Origin of the sequence: Pseudonocardia bannensis, from assembly GCF_012911875.1 — a bacterium.
Classification (GTDB): Bacteria; Actinomycetota; Actinomycetes; order Mycobacteriales; family Pseudonocardiaceae; genus Pseudonocardia; species Pseudonocardia bannensis.
Genome location: NZ_JAAXKZ010000106.1, coordinates 1 through 21,311 on the forward strand (window position 1 = coordinate 1; position 21,311 = coordinate 21,311).

The 21,311-nt window shown below is 69.4% G+C and carries 18 protein-coding genes and 1 pseudogene; 12 read left to right on the forward strand and 7 right to left on the reverse strand.

Going from position 1 to position 21,311, the window contains the following annotated elements; translation table 11 throughout:
- Positions 1–361: 361 nt before the first annotated feature.
- Positions 362–532: a hypothetical protein gene (locus tag HF519_RS22745; protein WP_169415031.1), complete on the forward strand. Its 171-nt coding sequence runs from the start codon at positions 362–364 to the stop codon at positions 530–532.
- Between the two features lie 162 nt (positions 533–694).
- Positions 695–919, forward strand: a complete 225-nt coding sequence (locus HF519_RS31705) for a hypothetical protein (protein WP_169415032.1) — start codon at positions 695–697, stop codon at positions 917–919.
- Positions 920–1,300: 381 nt separating this feature from the next.
- On the opposite strand, the gene HF519_RS22755 is transcribed toward HF519_RS31705, so the two are convergent.
- The 3 genes and pseudogenes from HF519_RS22755 to HF519_RS31710 all read right to left on the reverse strand — a co-directional run.
- A complete protein-coding gene (locus tag HF519_RS22755; RefSeq protein WP_169415033.1) occupies positions 1,301–2,563 on the reverse strand; it encodes a cytochrome P450 in 1,263 nt (420 codons plus the stop codon).
- Between the two features lie 79 nt (positions 2,564–2,642).
- Positions 2,643–3,620: an AraC family transcriptional regulator gene (locus tag HF519_RS22760; protein WP_169415034.1), complete on the reverse strand. Its 978-nt coding sequence runs from the start codon at positions 3,618–3,620 to the stop codon at positions 2,643–2,645.
- 187 nt (positions 3,621–3,807) lie between these two features.
- A pseudogene (locus tag HF519_RS31710) lies at positions 3,808–3,961 on the reverse strand (IS3-like element ISMyma3 family transposase); the annotation flags it as partial.
- A 758-nt stretch (positions 3,962–4,719) separates the two neighbouring features.
- On the opposite strand from HF519_RS31710, the gene HF519_RS22770 reads away from it, so the two are divergent.
- The 8 genes from HF519_RS22770 (at position 4,720) to HF519_RS22805 (ending at position 14,078) form a co-directional block, all read left to right on the forward strand.
- Positions 4,720–5,517 carry a transposase family protein gene (locus HF519_RS22770; RefSeq protein WP_169413153.1) on the forward strand — a complete coding sequence of 266 codons (798 nt, stop codon included), beginning with the start codon at positions 4,720–4,722 and terminating at the stop codon, positions 5,515–5,517.
- A gap of 473 nt (positions 5,518–5,990) precedes the next feature.
- Positions 5,991–7,016: an AraC family transcriptional regulator gene (locus HF519_RS22775; RefSeq protein WP_169415036.1), complete on the forward strand. Its 1,026-nt coding sequence runs from the start codon at positions 5,991–5,993 to the stop codon at positions 7,014–7,016.
- A gap of 279 nt (positions 7,017–7,295) precedes the next feature.
- Complete coding sequence (locus HF519_RS22780) at positions 7,296–8,387, forward strand: LLM class flavin-dependent oxidoreductase (RefSeq protein WP_169415037.1); 1,092 nt, start codon at positions 7,296–7,298, stop codon at positions 8,385–8,387.
- A 37-nt stretch (positions 8,388–8,424) separates the two neighbouring features.
- Positions 8,425–9,987 (forward strand): AMP-binding protein, encoded by a 1,563-nt coding sequence (locus HF519_RS22785; RefSeq protein ID WP_169415038.1) that lies wholly within the window; start codon positions 8,425–8,427, stop codon positions 9,985–9,987.
- 78 nt (positions 9,988–10,065) lie between these two features.
- Positions 10,066–11,793, forward strand: coding sequence for a thiamine pyrophosphate-requiring protein (locus HF519_RS22790; RefSeq protein WP_169415039.1), 1,728 nt, complete (start codon positions 10,066–10,068; stop codon positions 11,791–11,793).
- Between the two features lie 24 nt (positions 11,794–11,817).
- Complete coding sequence (locus tag HF519_RS22795) at positions 11,818–12,372, forward strand: VOC family protein (protein WP_169415040.1); 555 nt, start codon at positions 11,818–11,820, stop codon at positions 12,370–12,372.
- 49 nt (positions 12,373–12,421) lie between these two features.
- Positions 12,422–13,201 (forward strand): dienelactone hydrolase family protein, encoded by a 780-nt coding sequence (locus HF519_RS22800; RefSeq protein WP_169415041.1) that lies wholly within the window; start codon positions 12,422–12,424, stop codon positions 13,199–13,201.
- 28 nt (positions 13,202–13,229) lie between these two features.
- On the forward strand, positions 13,230–14,078 hold the full coding sequence (locus tag HF519_RS22805) for an enoyl-CoA hydratase (protein WP_169415042.1): 849 nt from the start codon (positions 13,230–13,232) through the stop codon (positions 14,076–14,078).
- A gap of 365 nt (positions 14,079–14,443) precedes the next feature.
- Here HF519_RS22805 and HF519_RS32530 read toward each other — a convergent pair whose 3' ends face one another.
- Positions 14,444–15,052 (reverse strand): TetR/AcrR family transcriptional regulator, encoded by a 609-nt coding sequence (locus tag HF519_RS32530; protein ID WP_211170446.1) that lies wholly within the window; start codon positions 15,050–15,052, stop codon positions 14,444–14,446.
- Positions 15,053–15,779: 727 nt separating this feature from the next.
- On the opposite strand from HF519_RS32530, the gene HF519_RS22815 reads away from it, so the two are divergent.
- Complete coding sequence (locus tag HF519_RS22815; protein WP_211170447.1) at positions 15,780–16,967, forward strand: MFS transporter; 1,188 nt, start codon at positions 15,780–15,782, stop codon at positions 16,965–16,967.
- Positions 16,968–17,021: 54 nt separating this feature from the next.
- Positions 17,022–18,380, forward strand: a complete 1,359-nt coding sequence (locus tag HF519_RS22820) for an LLM class flavin-dependent oxidoreductase (RefSeq protein ID WP_169415044.1) — start codon at positions 17,022–17,024, stop codon at positions 18,378–18,380.
- 95 nt (positions 18,381–18,475) lie between these two features.
- Here HF519_RS22820 and HF519_RS22825 read toward each other — a convergent pair whose 3' ends face one another.
- From HF519_RS22825 to HF519_RS22835, 3 genes are all read right to left on the reverse strand, one after another.
- Positions 18,476–18,880 carry a VOC family protein gene (locus HF519_RS22825; RefSeq protein ID WP_169415045.1) on the reverse strand — a complete coding sequence of 135 codons (405 nt, stop codon included), beginning with the start codon at positions 18,878–18,880 and terminating at the stop codon, positions 18,476–18,478.
- A 68-nt stretch (positions 18,881–18,948) separates the two neighbouring features.
- Positions 18,949–19,473 carry a hypothetical protein gene (locus HF519_RS30575; RefSeq protein WP_211170448.1) on the reverse strand — a complete coding sequence of 175 codons (525 nt, stop codon included), beginning with the start codon at positions 19,471–19,473 and terminating at the stop codon, positions 18,949–18,951.
- Between the two features lie 737 nt (positions 19,474–20,210).
- Positions 20,211–21,011, reverse strand: coding sequence for a hypothetical protein (locus HF519_RS22835; RefSeq protein WP_169415046.1), 801 nt, complete (start codon positions 21,009–21,011; stop codon positions 20,211–20,213).
- Between the last annotated feature and the right edge of the window lie 300 nt (positions 21,012–21,311).

Below are 21,311 nucleotides of genomic sequence, written 5' to 3' on the forward strand. Positions count from 1 at the left end.
GCGGGTAGGGCTTCGGCACGACGGACGATCTCCTTCACAAGATCGTCGGACCCTATGTCTCCTCACGTCTGTGTCCGCTGAGCGGGGTCAACATCAAGGTGTCCGGCGTCAGGGGCCAAGCTCACCAGCGCATTCGAGGTCTCCTTCGCCCACCGAGGGCGGCCTCCCGGGGACACCAGGGGTGTCCGTGCTGACCGGGCAGGCCTCACGGAAGTACTCCCCTCCCGACCAGGGTATCGAGCAGCACCGGTCGCTGCCAGGACGAGTTGAGCCCTTCTCCGCTGACGTGAACGGGCGTGGTGTGTTCGTCTGAACCCCCCGGCTTTCATGGAGCCTCCGAACCCGCGAGAAGGGTGGATCGGTGCGTGCTGGCCGGAAGTACCCCAACGAGCTGCGTGAGCGCGCGCAGCGTCTGGTCGCGGAGGCGGTGACCAAGGACCCGCCGTTGTCGCTGAACGCGGCAGTGAAGCGGATCGGCCCGCGCGTCGGCATCGTGCCGGACACCTCGTTCTTCGCGCGGGAGCTCGACTGAGCGACTGCCCTGGTAGTGGCGTTCATCGACGAGCATCGGGACCGGTTCTCCGGTCGTGCAGACCTGCCGCGTGCTCACCGAGCACGGGCTCAAGACCGCCCCGAGCACGTACTACGCGCACCGGGCCCGCCGCCGTCGCCGCGCGCGATCCGCGACGCGGCCGTGCTCACCAAGGTCGAGCGGATCTACCACGATCGTTTCGCCGCGGTGCGCCACTTCGCCCTGGGCGGCACCGACCACCGCAGCCACGCCGAGCAGAACGCCGCGATCGGCTCCTACGTCCGCCGGCGCAATGCCCGGGCCCGACCGAAGGTCAACTTCGCGGTCGGCTCACGGATCCGGACCTGGAACCGATTACCCGGTCAAGGCTGCGCGACAAGCCACTAGTACGTGCTCCGACCGGCACCAAAAGATCTGCAGATCCTCCCGGCTGAGCGTCGTGTGAAAGTGAGCAAGGCCGCGGGCTGGATATTGCCGATCGTCGTGGCCGGGGGCCGGATAGCTGGTGTGTGGGAGCTGACGGACAAACAGATGAGCGTGTCGATCTTCCCAGGTGCAATCAAGCCACCCGCTAGGGACCTCGAGGCCGAAGGGGCGCACGTTTGCAGGGCGAGCGGGCGTGACCGGCTCGCCCTGCGGCTGTCGTGCGCGTGTCAGATGTCCCGACCGAGCGCGGCGGTTCGGTCATGAGCTTTCCATCCACGCCGTGGCTCGATCAGGACGTGCATGGTGCGCGTCCGGTACGGAAGCGATCGTTGACGTGCTCGCTCAGCGGGCGTCCCAGCGCACCTGAACGGATTCAGGTCCGCGCTGCGTCGTGTTCGGCGAATAGTGCAGCGTCTGCCCCGGCACCAGCTCCAGGCCCGGCAGCCTGTTCGTCAGCTCCTCCAGCATGATCCGCATCTCGAGCTTGGCCAGATGATTACCCATGCAGGTGTGCACCCCGCCGCCGAAGGACAGGTGCCGGTTGGCGTTCGGCCGGCGAACGTCGAACGTCTCACCGTCGTCGAAGACGTCCTCGTCCCGGTTCGCGGAGTTCAGCGCGGTGTAGACGAGTGACCCGGCCGGCACTCTCACGCCCGAGAACTCCTTGTCCACAAGAAGCCGCTTGCGCCATGCCGGCACCCCCGTGGCGTGGCGCAGGATCTCCTCCACCGCGTTCGGGATGAGCTCGGGATCCTCACAGATCGCGCGCCACTGCTCCGGGTTCTCCAGCAACGACACGATGCCTCCCGCCATCGTGTTCGTTGTGGTCTCGTGCCCGGCCATGACGGCGTTGAGGGTCCAGCTGTCGAGCCAGAGCCGGGAGTTCTCCAGCTCGCCCTTCTCGCGCAGCAGCCGCACGGTCTCACCGATCATGTCGTCGCCCGGGTTCGCGACGGCCCTGGCCGCGATCCCCCGCGCCCACTGCCCGAACGCGGCCATCATCCGGGCCGTGTCCAGTTGGACCTGCTCGTCGGGGTTGCCCCAGATGAAGATCGCCCACGGACCACGGAAGCCCTTGACCATGCCCATCTGCTCGTCGGGCACACCCATCATGTGCAGGATCACCGTCGCGGGGACCTCGTAGACCAGCGCGTCGACGATGTCTGCAGATCCCTCGCCGGCGATGGCGTCCAGGCGCTCGGTCACCTGACGGCGGATGAACTCCTCGAGCGGGCGGATCCGCCCGACCCGGAACGGCGGATGCGCGACGCTTCGGTGCAACCGGTGCTCGGCGCCGTCCTCGTCGACGATCGAGGGCGCCGGAACGAACCCGGAGTCGTCGAGGATCCTCATCGCCTCCGGGATCGGCGTCACGTTGAGGTGGCTCAACAGCGCCGGCTGAGCGCTCACCCCCTCGGTGGCACTATGCACCCACTGACAGTCGGCATACCGGGTGAGGACGTAGGCGCCCAGCCCGGTGTGGAAGAACACCGGGCGTTCCCGACGGGCCCGGGCCAGGAAAGCGTGCGGGGCCCCCTCGAAAGGGTCGAAGTCGTCGCCGAGCGGACAGCCGACGACGGGGCCTGCGGACTCGAGTGTGCTCATGATCACACCATTGCCCGAGGTGGACGGCGGGTCGATCCCGTGCGCGAACGACGCTGTCCAGCTCGCGCACGCCCACGCGTCACCGCGGTTGGCGAAGAGTGTCCGACGGAGGAACGCCGTAGGCCTGGCGATAGCGCTCGGCGAACCGGCCCAGGTGGGCAAACCCCCACCGCAGCGCGATCTCGGCCACACCGGTGACCGCGGGATCGGCCGCAAGCAGGTCCTGGTGGGCCCGGCGCAGGCGAACCTCGCGCACGTACCGGGTGGGCGACGTGCCCAGGGTGCGCCGGAAGCCCTGCTGCAGGGCTCGCACGCCGACACCGGCATGGGCGGCGACGTCGGCCACGGTGAGCACGGGCTCCGTGCTCTCCTCGATGAACGTGAGAGCCTGCGCCACGGCAGGCGGGTGCGCCGCGCGGACCGGAGCGTCGAGCTCGGCACGGTAAGGATGGTCCGCGACGATCAAGAGCCCGGCCAGCAGACTGCGGGCCAGGTGCGGGGCGATCATCGGATGCCGGGCGAGGGCGTCGGCATCGGTGACGTGATCGGCGAGCGTCTGCAGCAGGGCAGACCACTGCCGACCGGCGTCGGATCGAAGGTCCAGCGCGGTCCGGAACGCGATCGGTCCGGGCACGGACCGCCCCAGCTGCTCCGAGAGCTCGTGTTCCAGCGCCGTGTGCGGGATCTTCACCGCGACCATCGGGCAGGGCTCGTTCCAGCCGTGCATCACCGTGTCGCGGTCCGGGCGGTAGAGCGCGGCCGTGCCCGGAGCGGCCAGTACCTCCTCCTCACCCGATGCGGTGCGCAACCGTCCAGCCAGGACGGCATTGACCTGGTAGGCACTGTCCAGCGGCCCGGTCCGAACCTCCACCTCGTTGGCGTAACTCAGCCAGCCGAGCACGACCGGGCCCACGCTCGCCGCCCGGACCCGCATCCGGAACCGATGAACACCGGCCAGCGGCGTGACATGGTGCGGGTAGTACAGCGCACCGGCCACCGACCGTGCCTCGTCGATGTCGCCCCCGATGTCCGCATCGACTACCGGGGATGACGACATGACTGATCCTCCTCGTCGAGTCTGCCGTCGCTCAGTGTGTGACATGGCAATGGTGGTGTCACCCAGGCCCGAGCGCGGAAAGGTGGCTCCGGATCTCGTCCTGGAGTGGACGTCAGCGCTCCGGGCGGGGCGCGTTGAGCAGGAGCCCGACGGACTCGTGCCTACTCCGAACGCCGTTCTCGTCGAAGATCTCGTCGGCCCGGCGCAGCTCGGCATTCTCCCGTTTGAGCCCCTTGGGCTCCGCAGACTCCTCCGACGTGGTGCCCGGTCGCTGGCCACCGTCAATCTCGGCCGCGCGAACCACTGCGCACCGTCTCCGCGATGCCGACATCGCGAGGTCCGGGTCCTCTCCTTCGAGCTGCTACTCAGGCCATCGGTCGTTCAAAGCCGGTCGTTACGAGGTTCGAACGTGAAGGGAGCAAAGTGCCAGCGAGTCACCGTTTCGGAAGCCGGCGTCGCTTTCCCTGGCTCGCGGACGTTCGCCATCGCAACGCGAAGGGGAACCAGCGAGGCGCGTGCCACGTCTGAGCAGCCATGGAACCAACAGCGGACGCGATGCTGGAGATCGTGCCGCGCCGTCCGGCGCAGATCTTCCGCCCGGGGAGAACGGCCGCCCGTCGGCTGCCCTAGGCCTGGGGACGCTGTCGATCTTCGATGTGGCACGGTTCGTGGCACGAAATGACGGCGTCAGGATGCTGGCGGGTGAGCATCGTGAACGGTCTGACGTGCACCGATGGCCAGAGTGGGCATGATGTATCTGACGACGGGATTTCTCGTGATGCGTAGGTCTGGGGTTCGACTCCCCAAGACGGCTCCGCAGAAGCGTCAAGGAGCTGCCGCTCGGCTGATGGGCTCCCTGGACCTCCGGCTGCTCCCTGCAGGACGCCGGCAAACACCAGGACCAAGGGATGAACCGTGACTGATAGCGCAGCCCTCGGCGCCGCGTTGCCGCAGGTCGGGTACGCCCGGGTCAATGAGCCTTTGCCAACCTGGCAGACGGGCAGGTCGGCGTACGTACGGCGTGGCCTGACCACGAAAAAATGAAGCTCCTGGTAGACGGGCGATTGCCTAGATCAACTCGCCTCACCAGGAGCTTCACGTGCTGTCCTACCCGTCCGGGATGACCGTGTCCAGCCGCGCCCTCGGGATGCTCGCGGATGCATTGCGCGCGCACCGCACCCAGCGGGCGACCCGCTGGCGCAGACTCTCCGCTGGCCGCCAGGCCCTGCTGGTGATGGCCTACCTGCGCAAAGGTGAGACCTACGCCGATCTGGCCTGCGGCTTCCGGATCGGCACGTCGACGGTGTACCGCTACATCCGGGAGGCGCTCGCACTGCTCGCGGCGATGGCCCCGACGCTGGAGCAGGCGATCGCGGTCGCGCAGCGGAAGGCGTTCGTGATTCTCGACGGGACCCTGCTGCGTATCGACCGGGTCGGCATGGCATCCGGCCGCGACCGGGCCTACTACTCGGGCAAGCACAAGGCCCACGGCCTGAACGTGCAGGTCATCGCCGACCCGATCGGCCGGCTGGTGTGGCTCTCCCCACCGCTGCCGGGAGCGCGCCACGACATGGGCGCCGCCCGCGAGCACGGCATCATCACCGCGCTCACCGACGCCGAGATCCCCGCCGTCGCCGACACCGCCTACCAGGGCGCCGGCCCAACCGTCGCCGTCCCACAGCGGCGACGCCGCCTTGACCCCGACACCGGCCGCTATCGGCGGCTGTCGCGCAACCAGAAGGACGTCAACGCCGCGCACGCCCGCCGCCGCGGACCGGGCGAGCGGGTCAACGCTGAGCTGAAGAACTGGAAGGTGCTGCGCAAGATCCGATCCTGCCCCGGTCGGGCGGCCGAGCTCGTCGCCGCAGTCCAGACCCTGATGATCGCCAACGCGTGATCAGGTTGGCAAAGGCTCAATGGGCTCCAGATGTACTAGGAGATCCACGGCTCTGACCGGGAGGACCAGGCGTGGCCCCCACGCTGTCCACGAGCCGGGACCTGCCGAACCCGCTGGAGGTGTTGACCCGCTGACCCGCTCCCGTGCCTCGTCGACCCCGGCTCGAGGAGGCACGGGGTTCCCCGCAGCGCAACGGCCCCATCCCGTGTCCCGCTCCACGCGGCGGCGGGCTCTCTCGGGCGACCGAGGATCCGGCTCTCGCCAACAGGTTCACAAACGCCGACGGAGGTGATGACGGCGACGCCGATCAGCGCTTAGGTTGTCGACTCGAAGGTCACGAGGTGGCCGCCCTCATCCACCACGTCGGCGGACGCAGGTGGACCGTCAGGCGAAACCGCGAACGGCGGCACTGAGCAAGGGGTTTCACAATGACGTGGACCGCCTCCGACTCCCGCGTCGGACGTGCGCAAGACATGAGGTCGGCCTTCTCGACGATGTCGTTCACGACCACGGACGTGGACGAGGCGCGCCACGTGCTGACTCGCTCCTATGCCGACCACTCCATCCGGTTGATCGGCCGGACGGCACGGAACCTGCGGTTCGGGCACCGCGTGGCGCTCTCGCCGCTGGTCAACATCGGCTACACCACGTTCGGCACGGACCTTGACATCGCGGCGCCTCCGACGTCGACCGCCTACATCGTCTGCTTCACCACCCGCGGGCACGCGACCATGACGTGCGGCGGTGAGTCGGCCCTCCTCACGCCGGCGCACGCCGCGATCGCGGCGCCGGACAAGCAGTTCGGCTTCGAGTGCTGGAGCGACGCTTCCAACGTGGTGGGCATCCGTATCCGGCGCGACGCGCTGGAGGACGACCTCGCGACGCTCATCGGGCGGCCGGTCGCCGGCCCCGTCCGGTTCAAGTTCGAGATGAACGTCTCGACCGGGCCCGGCGCCGCGTTCCTGCGGACCCTGCACCTCATCGAGGCCGAGCTCGAACGGCCGGACGGGATGTCGCACGACAGCTGGCTGACCGAGCGGCTCTCCCGGCTGCTGATCGCCTCGCTGCTCACCGCGCAGCCCCACGACCACTCCGAGCAGCTCCGGGAGCCGGGGCGCGCGGCCGCCTCCACCGCCGTCCGGGCGGCCATGGAGTTCGTCGAGTCGAACCCGTCGGAGATCACGACGGTCGTGGAGATCGCACAGGCGGCGTGCGTCAGCGTGCGCGCGCTCGAGCACGGCTTCCGCAAGCACGTGGGCGTGTCGCCCATGGCGTACCTGCGCGACGTCCGGCTCGCCCGGGTGCACGAGGAACTCCTCAGCAGCGACCCTCGCGAGCTGTCGATCACTCGGACGGCCCGGCGGTGGGGCTTCGCTCATCTCAGCCGGTTCAGCAACGCCTATCGGCAGAAGTACGGGGTCCTGCCGTCGGAGACGCTGCGCGGCCGGCGGGCGGACGACGTCGCGTTCGACCGCGGGCCGCAGCCGACCCACCGCTGACACCTGCGTCGGCGACCTGCGGGCCGATTAGCGCGTCGGCGTTCGGCCCCCGCGGCGACATCGGCGCGGTCCCGACGACCGCTGGCCGCGCATGTCGAGCAGCGGCTACTGGTGTGCGAAGAGCGGATATCGGGTGTGATCAAGCTCTCCTACGCTTCCGGCGAGCGATCAACCGCACCACCACCCGACCGGCTCCACCACGCCGGGCGCAACGGCACGCGGCGGTCGAGGGCTCCTCGCTTAATGCGCGGCGGCCAGTATCACGAGGAGGCGTCACAGATGTCGGTGTCGTCGGCGACCGAAGCGACGGAGAACAGTTCCGCCAGGGTTCCGCGGCTGGACGAGGAGCCGGAGATCATCAAGTTCCTCCGTTGCGACGCGCTGCAGTACGAGGGGGACTGGGCTCCCGAGAAGTACGACGCCGATCTCGCGCGGGAGATACTCGAGAGTTCCATCGAGGACGCCGTGGAGGCCGAGCGGCTCGGCTTCGACGGCGTCATGACCACCGAGCATCACTTCGACGGGTGGACGATCATCCCCTCGCCGAACGTGTACCTCGCGGCGCTCGCCTGCCGGACCAGCCGGCTGCGGCTGGGACAGTCGGTGAACATCCTGCCCTTCCACAACCCGTGGCGGTTGGCGGAGGAGGTCGGGATGCTCGACATCATCAGCAACGGGCGCGTCGAGCTCGGGGTGGGCAAGGGCAACTTCTCGATCGAGCGCGACCGCTACGGCCTCACCCTCGACGACGTTGACGACCGGTTCAACGAGGGCCTCGAGCTGCTGACGAGGGCGCTGGGCGAGCACTCGATCACCTTCGACGGCAAGTACAACCGGATCCAGGAGCCGTCGACGGTGTACCCGAAGCCGTTCGGGCTGCCGCTGCGGCCGTGGGTCGCCGCCCTGAAGCCGGAGTCGATCGAGAAGGTCGGCCGGGAGGGGAACAACCTCTACGGCTTCATGAGCCCGGCGGCGGCAGGCGACCTCCAACGCTACCTCGAGGCGGCGCACGAGGCCGGTCACGAGCGCAGCGGCGCGAACTACCTGACCACCACGTCGATCATCATCGCGCCGACCGATCGGGAGGCCGAGGAGATCCAGGAGTGCGCCAAGGTTTCCGCGTGGGAGACGATGATCGCCCGCGGCATGCCGGAGGCCGAGGCGCACGTGTACATGCCGCTCTTCGGCGGCGGCGTCGTCGGTTCCCCCCAGACGGTGCTCGACCAGCTCGCCGGCGGTCTGCAGATGACTGGTGCGCGGCGGCTGAACCTGGTGATCCGGCTGCGGTCGATCCCGAAGGAGGAGTCCCGGCAGTCGATGCACCTGTTCGCCGAGGAGGTCATGCCGCACCTGCGGCACCTGTCGACCTGACCTGCGCGTACGCCCGCCTCCGAACGGACGAGACCAGATGGACCGCTCGCAGCTCGGCTTCCACCGCATCGCCCGCACGCACCCGGAGCGGTGTGCCCTCGTCGTCAACGACGCCACCGTGTCGTTCCGCGCGCTGGCCGACCGCGTCGACCGGGTCGGCCGCGGCCTGCGCGCGCTGGGGCTCGCGGAGGGCGACGTCGTCGCGGCGCTGGTGGGAAACGGCCGCGTCTACTTCGAGCTGGCCCTCGCGGCGGCCCGCTACGGTCTGTACCTGGTCCCGGTCAACACCCACTCCAGCCCGGCCGAGGTCGAGTACGTCTGCCAGGACAGCGGGGCCGCGGTGCTGGTCGCCGAGGCCCAGCTCGGGCAGCGGCTGGCCGACGGGGCGGTGCGGCTGCCGACGCACCGGTTCGCGGTGGGCGGGGACCTGCCAGGGTGGCGGCCCTACGCCGACGCCGCGGACGCGTCGACGCCGGGGCCGCCGCCACGGCCCGTCGCCGGCGCGCTGATGCCCTACACCTCCGGGACCACCGGACGGCCGAAGGGAGTGCGTCGCCCACTGTCCGGCCGCGATCCGGACGACGTGGCGGCGGAGCTGGCGGCGGCCCGGGCGGAGCTGTTCGGGCTGGACCCGGGGGAGGGCGTGCACCTCGCCTGCTCCCCGCTCTATCACAACGCGCCCGGGGTGTACGCGCAGATCGCGCTGCACCTGGGGCACACCGTCGTCTGCCACCGGAAGTTCGACCCAGTCGCAGTGCTGCGCGACATTGACCACCACCGGGTGACCTGGACCCACATGGTGCCGACGCACTTCCGGCGGCTGCTCGACCTGCCGGACGCGGCCCGAACGGGGGCGGACGCCTCGAGCCTGCGGACGGTGCTCCACGCCGGCGCCCCGTGCCCCGCCGACGTCAAGGCCGCGATGGTCGCCTGGCTCGGGCCGGTGGTCTGGGAGTACTACGGCGCGACGGAGGGGATGGTGTCCATCCTCCCGCCCGAGGAGTGGGCCGTCCGACCGGGCACCGTCGGCAGGCCCGCCCCGGGGGTCACCGTCCGGGTCCTCGACGACGACGGCGCGGACGTGCCCGCGGGCGAGGTCGGCACCATCTGGTTCAGCGTGCTCACCCCGTTCGAGTACCTCGGCGACACCGAGAAGACCGCTCGGGGCCGGTGCGACGGGCTCGTCACCGTCGGCGATCTCGGCGCGTTCGACGAGGACGGCTACCTGGTGCTGCACGACCGGCGCACGGACCTCGTCATCTCCGGCGGGGTCAACATCTACCCCGCCGAGGTCGAGGCCTGCCTGGTCGGGCACAACCGCGTCCGCGACGCCGCCGTCGTCGGGGTCCCGGACCCGCAGTGGGGCCAGCGCGTCGTCGCTGTGATCGAGCGCGCGCCGGCCCCCGCCGCCGGGCCCGCGTCCGGCGACGAGGCCCTGGCCGCAGAGCTGCGCGAGCTGTGCACCCGCGAGCTCGCGTCGTACAAGGTGCCGCGGGAGTTCCTCTTCCTCGACGTCCTGCCCCGCACCGAGGTCGGCAAGCTCGACCGCAACGGACTCCGGGACCGGTACCGCCCCGAAGCGGCGGTCGGTCGCGCCTGATCGCCAGCCCGAGCACGCCTGAGTCCGCGACCGAGCACGGTCCGGACCACAGGCCGACCGCATCACCACGAGGTGGACATGACCCTGGGGACGCAGATCCCTCACTCGCCGGACCGGGACCGCACGCCGGCCCCCGGTTCGACCGCCGAGCGCTACCTGACCGCGCTGCGGGCGCTCGGTGTGCAGACGCTGTTCGTCAACGCCGGCACTGACTTCGCCCCGCTGGTCGAGGCATACGCCCAGGAGGGATCCGGCGGGCGCTACCCGGTGCCGGTGCTGGCCGGCCACGAGAACGTCGTCGCGGGCATGGCGCACGGCGCGTACCTGATGACCGGGCAGCCGCAGGCGGTCATGTTTCACGTGAGCGTCGGCACCGCGAACGCGGTGTGCGCGGTGATCAACGCGGCGCGCGAGCGGGTTCCGATGATCGTGACAGCGGGGCGCACCCCGATCCTCGAGGACGGCGCCGTCGGCGCTCGGGACACCGCGATCCACTGGGCGCAGGAGATGTACGACCAGGCGGGGATGGTCCGCGAGGTCGTCAAGTGGGACTACGAGCTGCGCAGTGCGGCGCAGGTCGAGGCGGTGGTGCGCCGGGCGGTCTCGGTGGCGTGCGCGCAGCCGCGCGGGCCGGTGTACCTGACCCTTCCCCGTGAGGTCCTCGCCGGGCCTGCGACCGACGGCCCCCGCGGCGCGGCGCCGGTCGCCGTCCCGGCCGGGCCCGCCCCCGACCCGACGGCCGTGCGGGAGCTCGCGGACCGACTCGCGGAGGCGCGCTACCCGGTCGTCGTGACCACCGCGGCCGGCGCGGACCCGGACGCCGTCGAAATGCTGTCGCAGCTGTGCGAGCGGTACGCGATCGGGGTCGCGGAGGCGGGCCCGCGCTACCTCAACGTGCCCGCCGACCACCCGTTCCACCTCGGGCTGCCGACCGAGGCGTTCGGCGAGGCCGACGTGCTGCTGTTCCTGGAGTGCGACGTGCCGTGGATCGCGAGGCGGGGCGCGCCGCGGGACGACGCGTTCGTCGCGCAGGCCGGGCTGGACCCGCTCACCTCGGCGTACCCGATGCGTACGCAGCGGCTCGACCTCGGGATCACCACCGCCACGACGAGCCTGCTCACCGCTCTGGACGCGGCGATGGCCGACCGGGCGGATCGGATCCCGCCGGAGCGCGCGGACACGCTGGCCGTCCGCGCGGCGGAGCACCGCCACCGGCTGGAGGCGACGTTTGCCGGGCCCACGAGCGGGGCGATCACCAAGCCGCTGCTCAGCCGGGCACTCGCCGAGGTCCTCGACGACGACGCGGTCGTGTTCAACGAGTACTGGGCCGACCCGCGGATCCTGCGCAGGCGTACGCCCGGCACGTACTTCTACCTGCCCGCCGCCGGCGGCCTCGGGTGGGCACTGCCGGCAGCGCTGGGGGCCAAGCACGCGGCACCGGAGCGGACGGTCGTGGCCGCGGTGGGGGACGGGGCGTACCTGTTCGCCAACCCCGCGGCGTGCCATCACGCGTCGGCCAAGCACGGACTGCCGGTGCTGACCGTCGTCGCGAACAACGCGCGCTGGGACGCCGTCGACGCGTCGACCCGGTCGGTCTACCCCGACGGCGTCGCCGTACGGACCGACGAGTCGCGGTTGTCGGACCTGTCGCCGCAGCCCGCGTTCGCCCGGTACGTCGAGGCGTCCGGGGGCCACGGCGAGGAGGTCACCGACCTCGACGGCCTGCGGCCGGCGTTGCGTCGTGCACTCCACGCGGTGCAGGTCGAGGGCCAGCAGGCGCTGCTCGACGTGCGATGCGCTCGATGAGCATCCCTTGAGGAGGGGAAGGCCATGACACCGCCCACGAAGTTCGCCCACGCCGTGTTCGGGACGCACCGCTATCGGGAGATGGTGCGGTTCTACGAGACGGTGTTCGAGTCGACGATCCAGAGTCAGAGCGAGAAGTACACCTTCATGACCTACGACGAGGAGCACCACCGGCACGCGATCGTCAACCTCGGGCCCGCGCCGGAGGGCCACGTCGACCGGCAGCCGGGGGCGGCGGGGTTGCGGCACCTGGCGTACACGTGGGACACGATCCCGGACCTGATGAGCGTCTACCGGCGGGTGCGGGACGAGCTCGGGGTGCGCCCGGTGATCAGCACCAAGCACGGGCCGACTCTGTCGATGTACTACGAGGACCCGGACGGCAACCGGTTGGAGTTTCAGGTCGACCTGCTCGATCCCGAGCAGTCCAACGAGTTCATGGCGACCGAGGCGTTCGCGGCCAACCCGCTCGGCGAGCCGTTCGACCCGGAGGAGCTGTGCCGAGGTCTCGACGCCGGGGAGCCGATCGAGGACCACGTGCTGCGGTCCGACCAGCCGCGGGTGTCCATCCCGGTGTGACCACCGGGCGCGCCGACCGCGGTGCACCCGAGGAGAAGGAGGAACGAGCGTGGCGATTCGACACCTGCACGACCGCAGCGAGGTGGTCGCGGAGACGTGGACCGTGCCCACCGCCGACGGTGGGATGGGCGTGCACGTGCGCCGGCCGGAGGGCGACGGCCCGTTCCCGGTGGTGGTGTTCTTCCACCACGGACCGGGCCTCGACGACGGATCGCGGGAGGCGATGAACAGGATCGCCGCCGCGGGTCACCTCGTCGTCGCCCCGGACCGGTACCACCGGGAGGGCTCGTGGATCACCTTCGACACCGCCGAGCTCCTGAGCGGCGGCCCCGACTCGGAGCCGATGAGGCGGTGTCTCGCCCTCATCACCGGGACGACCGACGACATGGTCGAGACGGATCTGCGGGCCCTGCTCGACCGGCTGGGCGACGAGCCGTCGGCGCGGCACGAGCCGATGGGCTGCGTGGGCTACTGCGTCGGTGCGCGGTCGGTCGTGCGGTCGATGGCCGGACACCCGGACGTCCTGACCGCGGGGGCGATGCTGCACCCCTCCTTCTGCGTGGAGCCGGAGCCCGGATCGCCGCACCTGGCGGTGCCGCAGCTGTCCGGGGAGCTGTACGTGGCGATCGGCGGCGCCGACCACATGGCGTCGGCAGAGGCCAACCGGCCGTTGATCGAGGCGGTTGCGGAGTTGGGCGAGCGCGGTCTTGTCGAGATCCACGACGGTGCGGACCACGGCTTCGCCGTACCCGGGCCGAGCTATCACGAGGCTGCGGGAGAGCGGTCGTACCAGCGGGTGCTCTCGCTGTTCGCCCGCGCCCTCGTGTGACGAGCCCCGCAGAAGGACGAGGAGACGCATGACCGCATACGAGACGATCCGCTACGAGGAGCCGGACGACCGGATCGCCCGGATCGTGCTTGCCCGGCCCGAGACCCGCAACGCGCAGGACACGGCGCTGCTCTACGAACTGAACGACGCGTTCGACCGTGCCGCGCAGGACGACGGCATCAGCGTGGTGATCCTGGCCGCCGAGGGCCCGCACTTCTCCTCAGGGCACGACCTGCGGGAACCCGAGAAGTACGAGGTCATGACCCGCCACCGCACCGTCGGCACCTGGTGCGGCTTCACCTGCGGCGGGGCCGAACGGCAGATGGCCCGGGAGAAGGAGATCTACCTCGGGTTCTCCGAGCGCTGGCGCAACATGCCCAAGCCCACGATCGCCGAGGTGCAGGGCAAGGTCGTCTCCGGTGGCCTCATGCTGGTGTGGCCCTGCGACCTGGTCGTGGCCTCCGACGACGCGGTGTTCGCCGATAACACGGTCGCGATGGGCATCGCCGGCGCCGAGTTCTTCAACCACCCCTACGAACTCGGGGTGCGCAAGGCCAAGGAAATGCTCTTCACCTCCGACTCGGTCAGCGCCGCCGACGCCCACCGCCTCGGCATGGTCAACCACGTGGTGCCTCGAGGCGAACTGTCGGGGTTCGTCCTCGACCTCGCGCGCCGCATCGCCGAGCAGCCGCTCTTCGCGCTCAAGCTCGTCAAGGAGGCGGTCAACTCCGCGCAGGACAACCAGGGTCGGGTCAACGCGATGCAGACCTCGTTCGCGCTGCACCAGCTGTGCCACAGCCACAACCAGCAGCTGTACGGACAGCTGATCGACCCGTCGTTCCTCGAGCGGCAGAAGGACATCGCGAAGCGCTGGTGACGACGCCAGGGGGTCGGTTTTCGGCCGTCGTCGGCAGAAGCACGGAAGGTGGGCGACCGCTTCGCGCGTGCGGCGGCTGGTCTTCTACGGCAGCCGACGCCAACGCCCGCGCCCCATCACCGAGGTCGGGAGCGGACAGTGCTGAAGGACCGCTGCTGTCCGTGTTCGCTCGCTTCGGTACTGCGTGGGTGCAGGCGTGCAGCCGCACCGGCGCGGCCACGCTTCAACGACGTCTCCCCAACCGTCCTGGCCGCGAACTGTCGTCGACCAGCGGGGTGCTCGGCGAGCGCGAGCATCTGTGCCCAGGCGGTCAGCTCGACGGCGAGGCTGACGAGGGCGCACCGAGAGGGACGAACGATGCTGCCTCAAGGACGGAGAGATCGGATAACCAATCCCGCGAACCTATCAGCTATATCTCCAGCGCCGACGGTTCCCTTTGGATCTAACCATAGGAAGCTGTAAAAATACATCCCCAGGAGGCCCTTGACCTCCACCGGAGTAATTTTTCGGAAGGCGCCTTTCGCTGCTCCCTCGACGATGCATCGTTCCCAGAGGCGCTGGTACTCGAGATGCATTCTCGCGATGAATCGGCGGCGTTCGCCGGTTAGGGAGTTAACTTCGCGAAAACATACCGTCATCTCCGCCTGATTACAGAAGATTGTTTCCATGAGGTAGCGACTCAGTAGCAGAATTCGCATCTCCGGATCGACCTCTCGACCGAGGATGTCTTCGCCGGATCTCACTAGATCCGATATGTACTGTACGGAAATCTCATATAGCAGTTCTTCTTTGCTGGAAATGTGATGGTAGAGTGCGCCCCGCGTGAGTCCGACAGCCTTCCCGATCTCGGCGATACCGACCGCATGATAGCCCTTCTCTGCGAACAGCGCCGCCGAGATTGAACGGATTCGAATCCTCTGAGGAGTGTCGTGCAGTCCAGTAGTCTGCGCGCCGGCTGAACTTGGCTGCGTCACGCGGCGCTCACCTCGTGGAAGCGTGGGCCACGCCTGACACGCGTGCAGGTTCGCGCCGGCAGGCGAGCGGCGAACGAAGGGCGCGCATCCTACTAGAACTACCCATACCTCGCAATAGTCTCATCTTTGTAACCTTACAGGATCGCACCGCAACCAGGCGATCGTGTTGACAATTATAGCGCATCCGCTACCATACAGACCGATCGGTCGCCCTAATCGGGCTAACGAAGCGCAGTGATCTGTTCCGCTACCCGGCTGATCTGCCAGTCATGGCTGAGGCGCCGCTTGGGAAAGGACAGCCTGGTGATGCAGGTCGACGAGGTCGTGGCGATCAAACTGACGAGGAACCCGTCGGCCCCGCGCAGCAGCAACGGGCTCGGTCCATAAGGCTTTGAGATGAATCCGCCTGCCAAGGGTCTCACCGGCCCCTTAGCTAGGCCGCGATGCACGGGCTACGACTGGCGATTCCGTGCAGACAGAAGGCGGCGGGCGGTACAGGTTCAGCGCGTTGGCAGGTCGTGAGTGCACCACTTTATACCGGCAATTGGCTAGCCTAATCGACTCCCCGGCCGCCAGATATTTCCCGAGATTTTGGTCTGCTGACGAATTTTGATTGCGGTGCTGCTCTACAGCGAGGGGGAGCAAATTGCCCAATGGGCTTCGCGTCCGTGGCCACGCATTGAAGGTCGTGCGGATTCGTCGAATCTCTACGAGCAAGATGGCATCAGTGGTGCTCTTGCTCATCTGTCAGGTGTTGGCGATGACTGTGTGGTTTTCCTCGACAGCCGCCCTCCCGCAGATCGTCCGGAGCGAGCCCCTTTCGGACTTCCGCATCGCCGCGATGACCAGCGCGGTCCAGATCGGTTTCGTGGTTGGCACGCTCGTCAGTGCCGGTCTTCGGCTGCCGGACCGGGTCGATCCGCGTGCGCTGTTCCTGGTTTCGGCGGTGAGCGCGGGCGTGCTGACCGCGGGCCTCGCGACAGTGCCGCCGGCGGGCGGATTGGCGATCGGCCTGCGCGTCGCGGCCGGGGTGTGCCTGGCTGGGGTATATCCGATCGGGCTGCGCATCGCGGCGACCTGGGCGTCGGGGGATCTCGGCTGGCTGATGGGCCTGCTGGTCGGCGCACTCACGCTCGGTTCCGCCAGTCCACATCTCGTGCTCGCCGCGACCTACGGCTTGGCCGACTGGCGGTGGGTCTACCTCGTCGCTGCGTGCGCCGCCTGCGCCTCAGGCCTGCTCATCACGCAGATCGGGCTTGGTCCCCGACAGGTCGCCACCCCCCGCATCGCGCTCGCCGCGGCCACGTTGGCCTGGCGCAGCGCGCCAATGCGCTTAGCGAACCTGGGATACCTCGGCCACATGTGGGAGCTATATGCCCTGTGGGCCTGGATCGGAGCGTTTTTCCACGCCAGCTTCGCCGCCGCGGGAACCGCTCAGACAGGGTCACTGGCAGGCCTCGCCACGTTCGCCGTAATCGGCGCGGGGGCCCTCGGTGCCGGGCTTGGGGGAATCTGCGCCGACCGTGTCGGGCGTACCGCTACGACCATGGCGGCCATGGCCGGCAGCGCGAGCTGCGCCCTGGTCATGGGGTGGCTTTTCGCCGGGCCGCCAGTGTTGCTCATCGCACTCGGCATCGTCTGGGGAATCACCGTCATTGCGGACTCGGCCCAGTTCTCTGCCAGCATCGCAGAGCTGTCGGACCCGTCCACGGTGGGCACCATGCTCACGATCCAGACGTCGGCGGGCTTCTTCCTCACCCTGTTCAGCATCCAACTTATGGGACCTGTGGTCGCGACCTTCGGCTGGCCGGGCGGCTTCTCAATGCTGGCTGTCGGGCCGATCCTCGGTTGCTGGGCGATGGCACGGCTGCGTACCCACCCGGCGGCACGCACTCTGGCCGGAGGTCTCCGATGACCTGAATTCGTATACACCAGGCGACTCCATCCCACTCCCAAGGAGGTACCTGTCATGCCAAACGAAATCCTTCTGAACGCGTTCGACATGAACTGTATGGCCCATCAGTCATTCGGCCTGTGGCGCCATCCTCGCGATCGATCCGTAAACTACAAGACGACGGAGTACTGGACCGACCTCGCCCAAACCCTCGAACGCGGCCTATTTGACGGCCTCTTTCTGGCTGACGTGCTTGGCACCTATGACGTCTATGGGGGCAGCCCCGGGGCGGCGATTCGGACCGCCACCCAGATCCCGGTCAACGATCCGACACTAGTCATTCCTCCGATGGCGATGGTGACCGAGAACCTGTGCTTCGGCGTCACGGGGACGCTGTCCTACGAGAGCCCTGTGCCCTTCGCCCGACGCATGTCCACTCTCGATCACCTTACCGGCGGCCGAGTGGGCTGGAACGTCGTCACCGGCTACCTGCAGAGCGCCGCCAAGGGAACAGGCCAGGTCGACCAGAGCGCACACGACACGCGCTACGACATCGCCGAGGAGTACATGGAGATCATGTACAAGCTCTGGGAGGCGAGCTGGTCGGAGAATGCCGTGCGGCTCGACCGGAAGGCTGGGGTGTTTGCCGACCCGGACCGGATCGAGCAGATCAAGCACGACGGCCTCTATTTGTCGATCGACTCGCCACACCTGTGCGAGCCGTCCCCGCAGCGCACGCCGATCCTCTACCAAGCCGGCTCCTCACCGAAGGGCAGGTCCTTCGCAGCCAAGCATGCCGAGTGCGTGTTCGTAGTGGGCCCCTCCACCGCGGTCCTGACGTCGGTCGTGGCCGATCTGCGGCAGCGGGCCACCGACGGGGGTCGCGATCCCGCCGATCTCAAGATCTTCGCGATGATGACGGTGATCGTCGCCCCCACCGACGAGGAAGCGCAGGCCAAGCTGGCGGACTACCAGCGGTACGTGAGCCACGAGAGCGCGCTCGCGGTGCTGTCGGGCTGGACGGGGATCGACTTCTCGCACTTCTCACTTGACGACAAGTTGACGAACTCCAAGGTCGAGGGCATCCAGGGGGTCATGGATGCCTTTACAGCCGACCCCGGGCGGGTCTGGACGATCCGGGAGATCGCAGAGAAGATCGCGATCGGCGGCCCGAGCCCCGTCGTCGTCGGCTCCCCCACGACCGTGGTGAACGAGATGGAACGCTGGGTCCGGGAGACGGACGTCGACGGGTTCAACCTCGCCCGGGTCGTCGCGCCCGAGACATTCGTCGACGTCGTCGACCTGGTCGTTCCCGAGATGCAGTCGCGGGGCATCTACAAGCGGGAGTACCGACCCGGGACCTATCGGGAGAAGTTGTACGGGCGCGGCCCGCACCTGACAACTCCCCATCCCGGATCCGCTTACCACCGGTAGCAGTGGTCCAGATCCGTATCCGGGTTCGGTGCGGCCCGACGCCTGTCGCACCGAGCCCGACCCACCGGAGGGCATGGCCGGTCACGGGTGTCTCGTCAGGAGGCCGGAGGGGCGAAGAACTCCAGCGCAATGTTGTCCGGATCGCGGAAGGACACGCCGGACCCGTAGTGGGCGTCGACGATCCCGCCGTGCTTGATGCCCAGCTCGTCGAGCCGGCTCGCCCAAGACTCCAGCTCTGCGCGGTCCGCACACGCGAAGGCGACGTGGTCCATGCCGACCCGGCGCTCGTCGAAGGGCCCGCCCACGGCGCCGCCCGGGTGGGTGTGCAGGCCGAACAGCTGCCCGCCGCCGAGCACGAAGACGGTGTGGTGGAAGCCGCCGGTCGTCTCGTCCTCGTCGAGCACGGGCTCAGCCCCGAACAGCTCGCCGTACCAGCGGGTGCTGCGGTCGAGATCGGTCACGGTGACCGCCACGTGGGCGAGGGCCGGGAATGCGGGCATCAGGGTGCCTCCAGGTGTCGAACGCCGATGGTCGCGTCCAGTTTGGGCGTAGAGGTCAGTATGTCGAGTCACGCATGCAACGGCACCCGCCGAACGGCCGCGGCGGCTGGGGCACCGGCAAACGGGATGACCGGATGACGCGCCGGATCTAGCGTTCCGGCCACGATCGCCTTCTCCTCGTAGGCGATCTCCCGGTCGAGCACCTGGTTGTCACCCCGAGCCGCGAGCATCCGCGACACGGTCGGTGCGAGGACACAGGAACCGGGGATCCGCGGGTCGCGCCCGCCGGCGGGCTCGACGAGGGTCGGCGCCGGCGCCCCGCTCAGCAGTGCTCCCCGAACCGGCGGCGGGCACGCGCGCCGCACCGCCCGCAGGCGGCGCGGTCGGGCACCGGCCGGGCAACCCGGCGCGCCGCACGCGCGGCAGCCGTACTCGGCGAGCACCCATCTGTCGAGCGCCTTGCCAGCGATCCACATCTCCCGCCAGTCCTCTGGGTCGTGGTGGATCCACATGGCCGCATCGTGCGCGGCGGCGATCTGCTTGAGCTGGCGGACCGAGTGCACGGCGGCCAGGGTGTTGTAGTCCGACGGCATCGGAAGCTCGCCACCGTCCGCGCCGCGCCCGGTGCCGTTTCGCTATTGGTTGGGCGGCATGCACCGGTCGAGTCCGACCACTGGACGACCGCCTGCAGCCGCCCCTCGGCGAGCTCCGCGCGATGGATCAGGGATACGTTCGCACCCTTGGTGAGCACCTGTTCGTCCACGGACCGACCATCGTCTCTCACGCCCCTCGAGTTACGGACGTTGCACAATCGGTAGCTGCGACCACCCTTTCCAGACGTCCTGACAGCCTTGATGTTGGGTAGCGAGCTTGATGCTGGATAGCGAGCGACTCGACCGAGCCCGGCTGACCGGGCCTATGCGGTCGCCCGAGACCCCTCGGGCCCTCAATTGATCCCTACCCCGGCCACCGTCGGACTGATCGTCAGCTCGTCATCGCCAGCTGCGCCTGGCGCTGGTCCTCCGGTTTTCGGGCGGGGCCGGCGGCGTCTCGGACGACGAAGCCAAGCCCGGGAAACCGGCCAACCACGGCACCGACGGGCCCGGCGGCATCACGTCAACAGCAGCGTGACCGCTGTCCCCGGCTGATCGTCCGCCGCCCGACTCGTCTCAGCCATCGGATCGCCCCATTCCCGCCGGTGCGCGGGTCTGCGTGGCATGCGCGAGCTCCGCCCTGGATGTGGAGAGCGGAGACCGACAGCACCCGCAGCTCAGCGCACGGCCCAGGAGGGGACGCACAGCGGGCCGCGTGCCTCGATCGCCACGCCGCCCTACACCGCCCCGGCGTACCGGGCGCGCAGCGCCTCCACCTCGCGCAGCGCGGTGTGCAGCCGATGCCGCGGATCCAGCGCCAGGACCGCGGGGGTGGTGCGGAGTTCGGCGGCGACCAGTCCGGCCACCGCCAGGGTGGCCGGGCTGAGCGCGTCGCTGTCGTAGTCGGCGGCCAGCTCGTCGAGCCAGTCCCCCGCCCCCGGTCCGGCGCCCGGTAGATGACCATTGGTGTCGGCGCGCGGACGGTGACCGTCGGGGGCGGCGGGGAGGTCGGTGTCGGGGAGGTCGGTGTCGAGGAGGCGGTGGGCCTGCGCCAGCAGTCCGGCGAGCACCGCCCGCACGGCGTCGCGGTTGCGGTCGATCCACACCTGGCGGGCGTCCCGGTTACGGGCCTCCCGGCGGGCGGTGCGGGTGAGCTGTTCGTCCGGGCGGTCGTACTCCAGCAGCGCGTCCAGGCGGTCCAGGCGGTCCTGCACGCCCTGCCGGCTGGTGATCCCGAGGGGGGCACCGAGCTCGGCGAGGGACAGCCCGAGGTGGCGGCCCTGGCGGAGCAGCCGGCGCTCGGTGCGGCGGTCCGCCCACCAGCACCACGTCATCAGGACGAGGGCGTCGGCGTGGTCCGCGGCGGCCACCCAGCGCGGCACCCCGGCCGGCCCCCGGCCGAGCACGTAGGCGATCACGTCGCGGGGCTCGGACCCCAGCTCCGACCTGCGGACATCGTCGATGCGGGCGTGCCGGCGGGCGATCCGGGCGAGCGCGGCGTCGCGTTCGGCGGCGGTGATCCGCGGCGGGGTGGCCACGCCGTCAGCATTTCACAGACGCCGATCCGGGCACGAAACCGGGCAAATCGATGCGGGGTGTGTCGCGGGCCCGGGCCCGGCCGGGGCGCGGGCTAGGGTCCGATAAACTTCTGTTATCGGGCCCCAAGATCGGGACCGTCGGGCCGGTCCGGTAGACACCACGGCATGCGCGGGCCCTGTCATAACCTCGACCACCCGGATCACCGCGACGACGGCGCGGGCACCGCCGGACCCGACCGGGCCCTGGGCGGCGCCCGGTGAGCTCCGCGCCGCAGGCCACCCCCGCCCTCTCCCCCGCTG

What these genes read in the sequence shown, in the direction of transcription:
- HF519_RS22755 (WP_169415033.1), bottom strand. Translation starts at nt 2,563, where the DNA reads ATGAGCACACTCGAGTCCGCAGGCCCCGTCGTCGGCTGTCCGCTCGGC.
- HF519_RS22760 (WP_169415034.1), bottom strand. Translation starts at nt 3,620, where the DNA reads ATGTCGTCATCCCCGGTAGTCGATGCGGACATCGGGGGCGACATCGAC.
- HF519_RS22775 (WP_169415036.1), top strand. Translation starts at nt 5,991, where the DNA reads ATGAGGTCGGCCTTCTCGACGATGTCGTTCACGACCACGGACGTGGAC.
- HF519_RS22780 (WP_169415037.1), top strand. Translation starts at nt 7,296, where the DNA reads ATGTCGGTGTCGTCGGCGACCGAAGCGACGGAGAACAGTTCCGCCAGG.
- HF519_RS22785 (WP_169415038.1), top strand. Translation starts at nt 8,425, where the DNA reads ATGGACCGCTCGCAGCTCGGCTTCCACCGCATCGCCCGCACGCACCCG.
- HF519_RS22790 (WP_169415039.1), top strand. Translation starts at nt 10,066, where the DNA reads ATGACCCTGGGGACGCAGATCCCTCACTCGCCGGACCGGGACCGCACG.
- HF519_RS22795 (WP_169415040.1), top strand. Translation starts at nt 11,818, where the DNA reads ATGACACCGCCCACGAAGTTCGCCCACGCCGTGTTCGGGACGCACCGC.
- HF519_RS22805 (WP_169415042.1), top strand. Translation starts at nt 13,230, where the DNA reads ATGACCGCATACGAGACGATCCGCTACGAGGAGCCGGACGACCGGATC.
- HF519_RS22820 (WP_169415044.1), top strand. Translation starts at nt 17,022, where the DNA reads ATGCCAAACGAAATCCTTCTGAACGCGTTCGACATGAACTGTATGGCC.
- HF519_RS22825 (WP_169415045.1), bottom strand. Translation starts at nt 18,880, where the DNA reads ATGCCCGCATTCCCGGCCCTCGCCCACGTGGCGGTCACCGTGACCGAT.
- HF519_RS30575 (WP_211170448.1), bottom strand. Translation starts at nt 19,473, where the DNA reads ATGCCGTCGGACTACAACACCCTGGCCGCCGTGCACTCGGTCCGCCAG.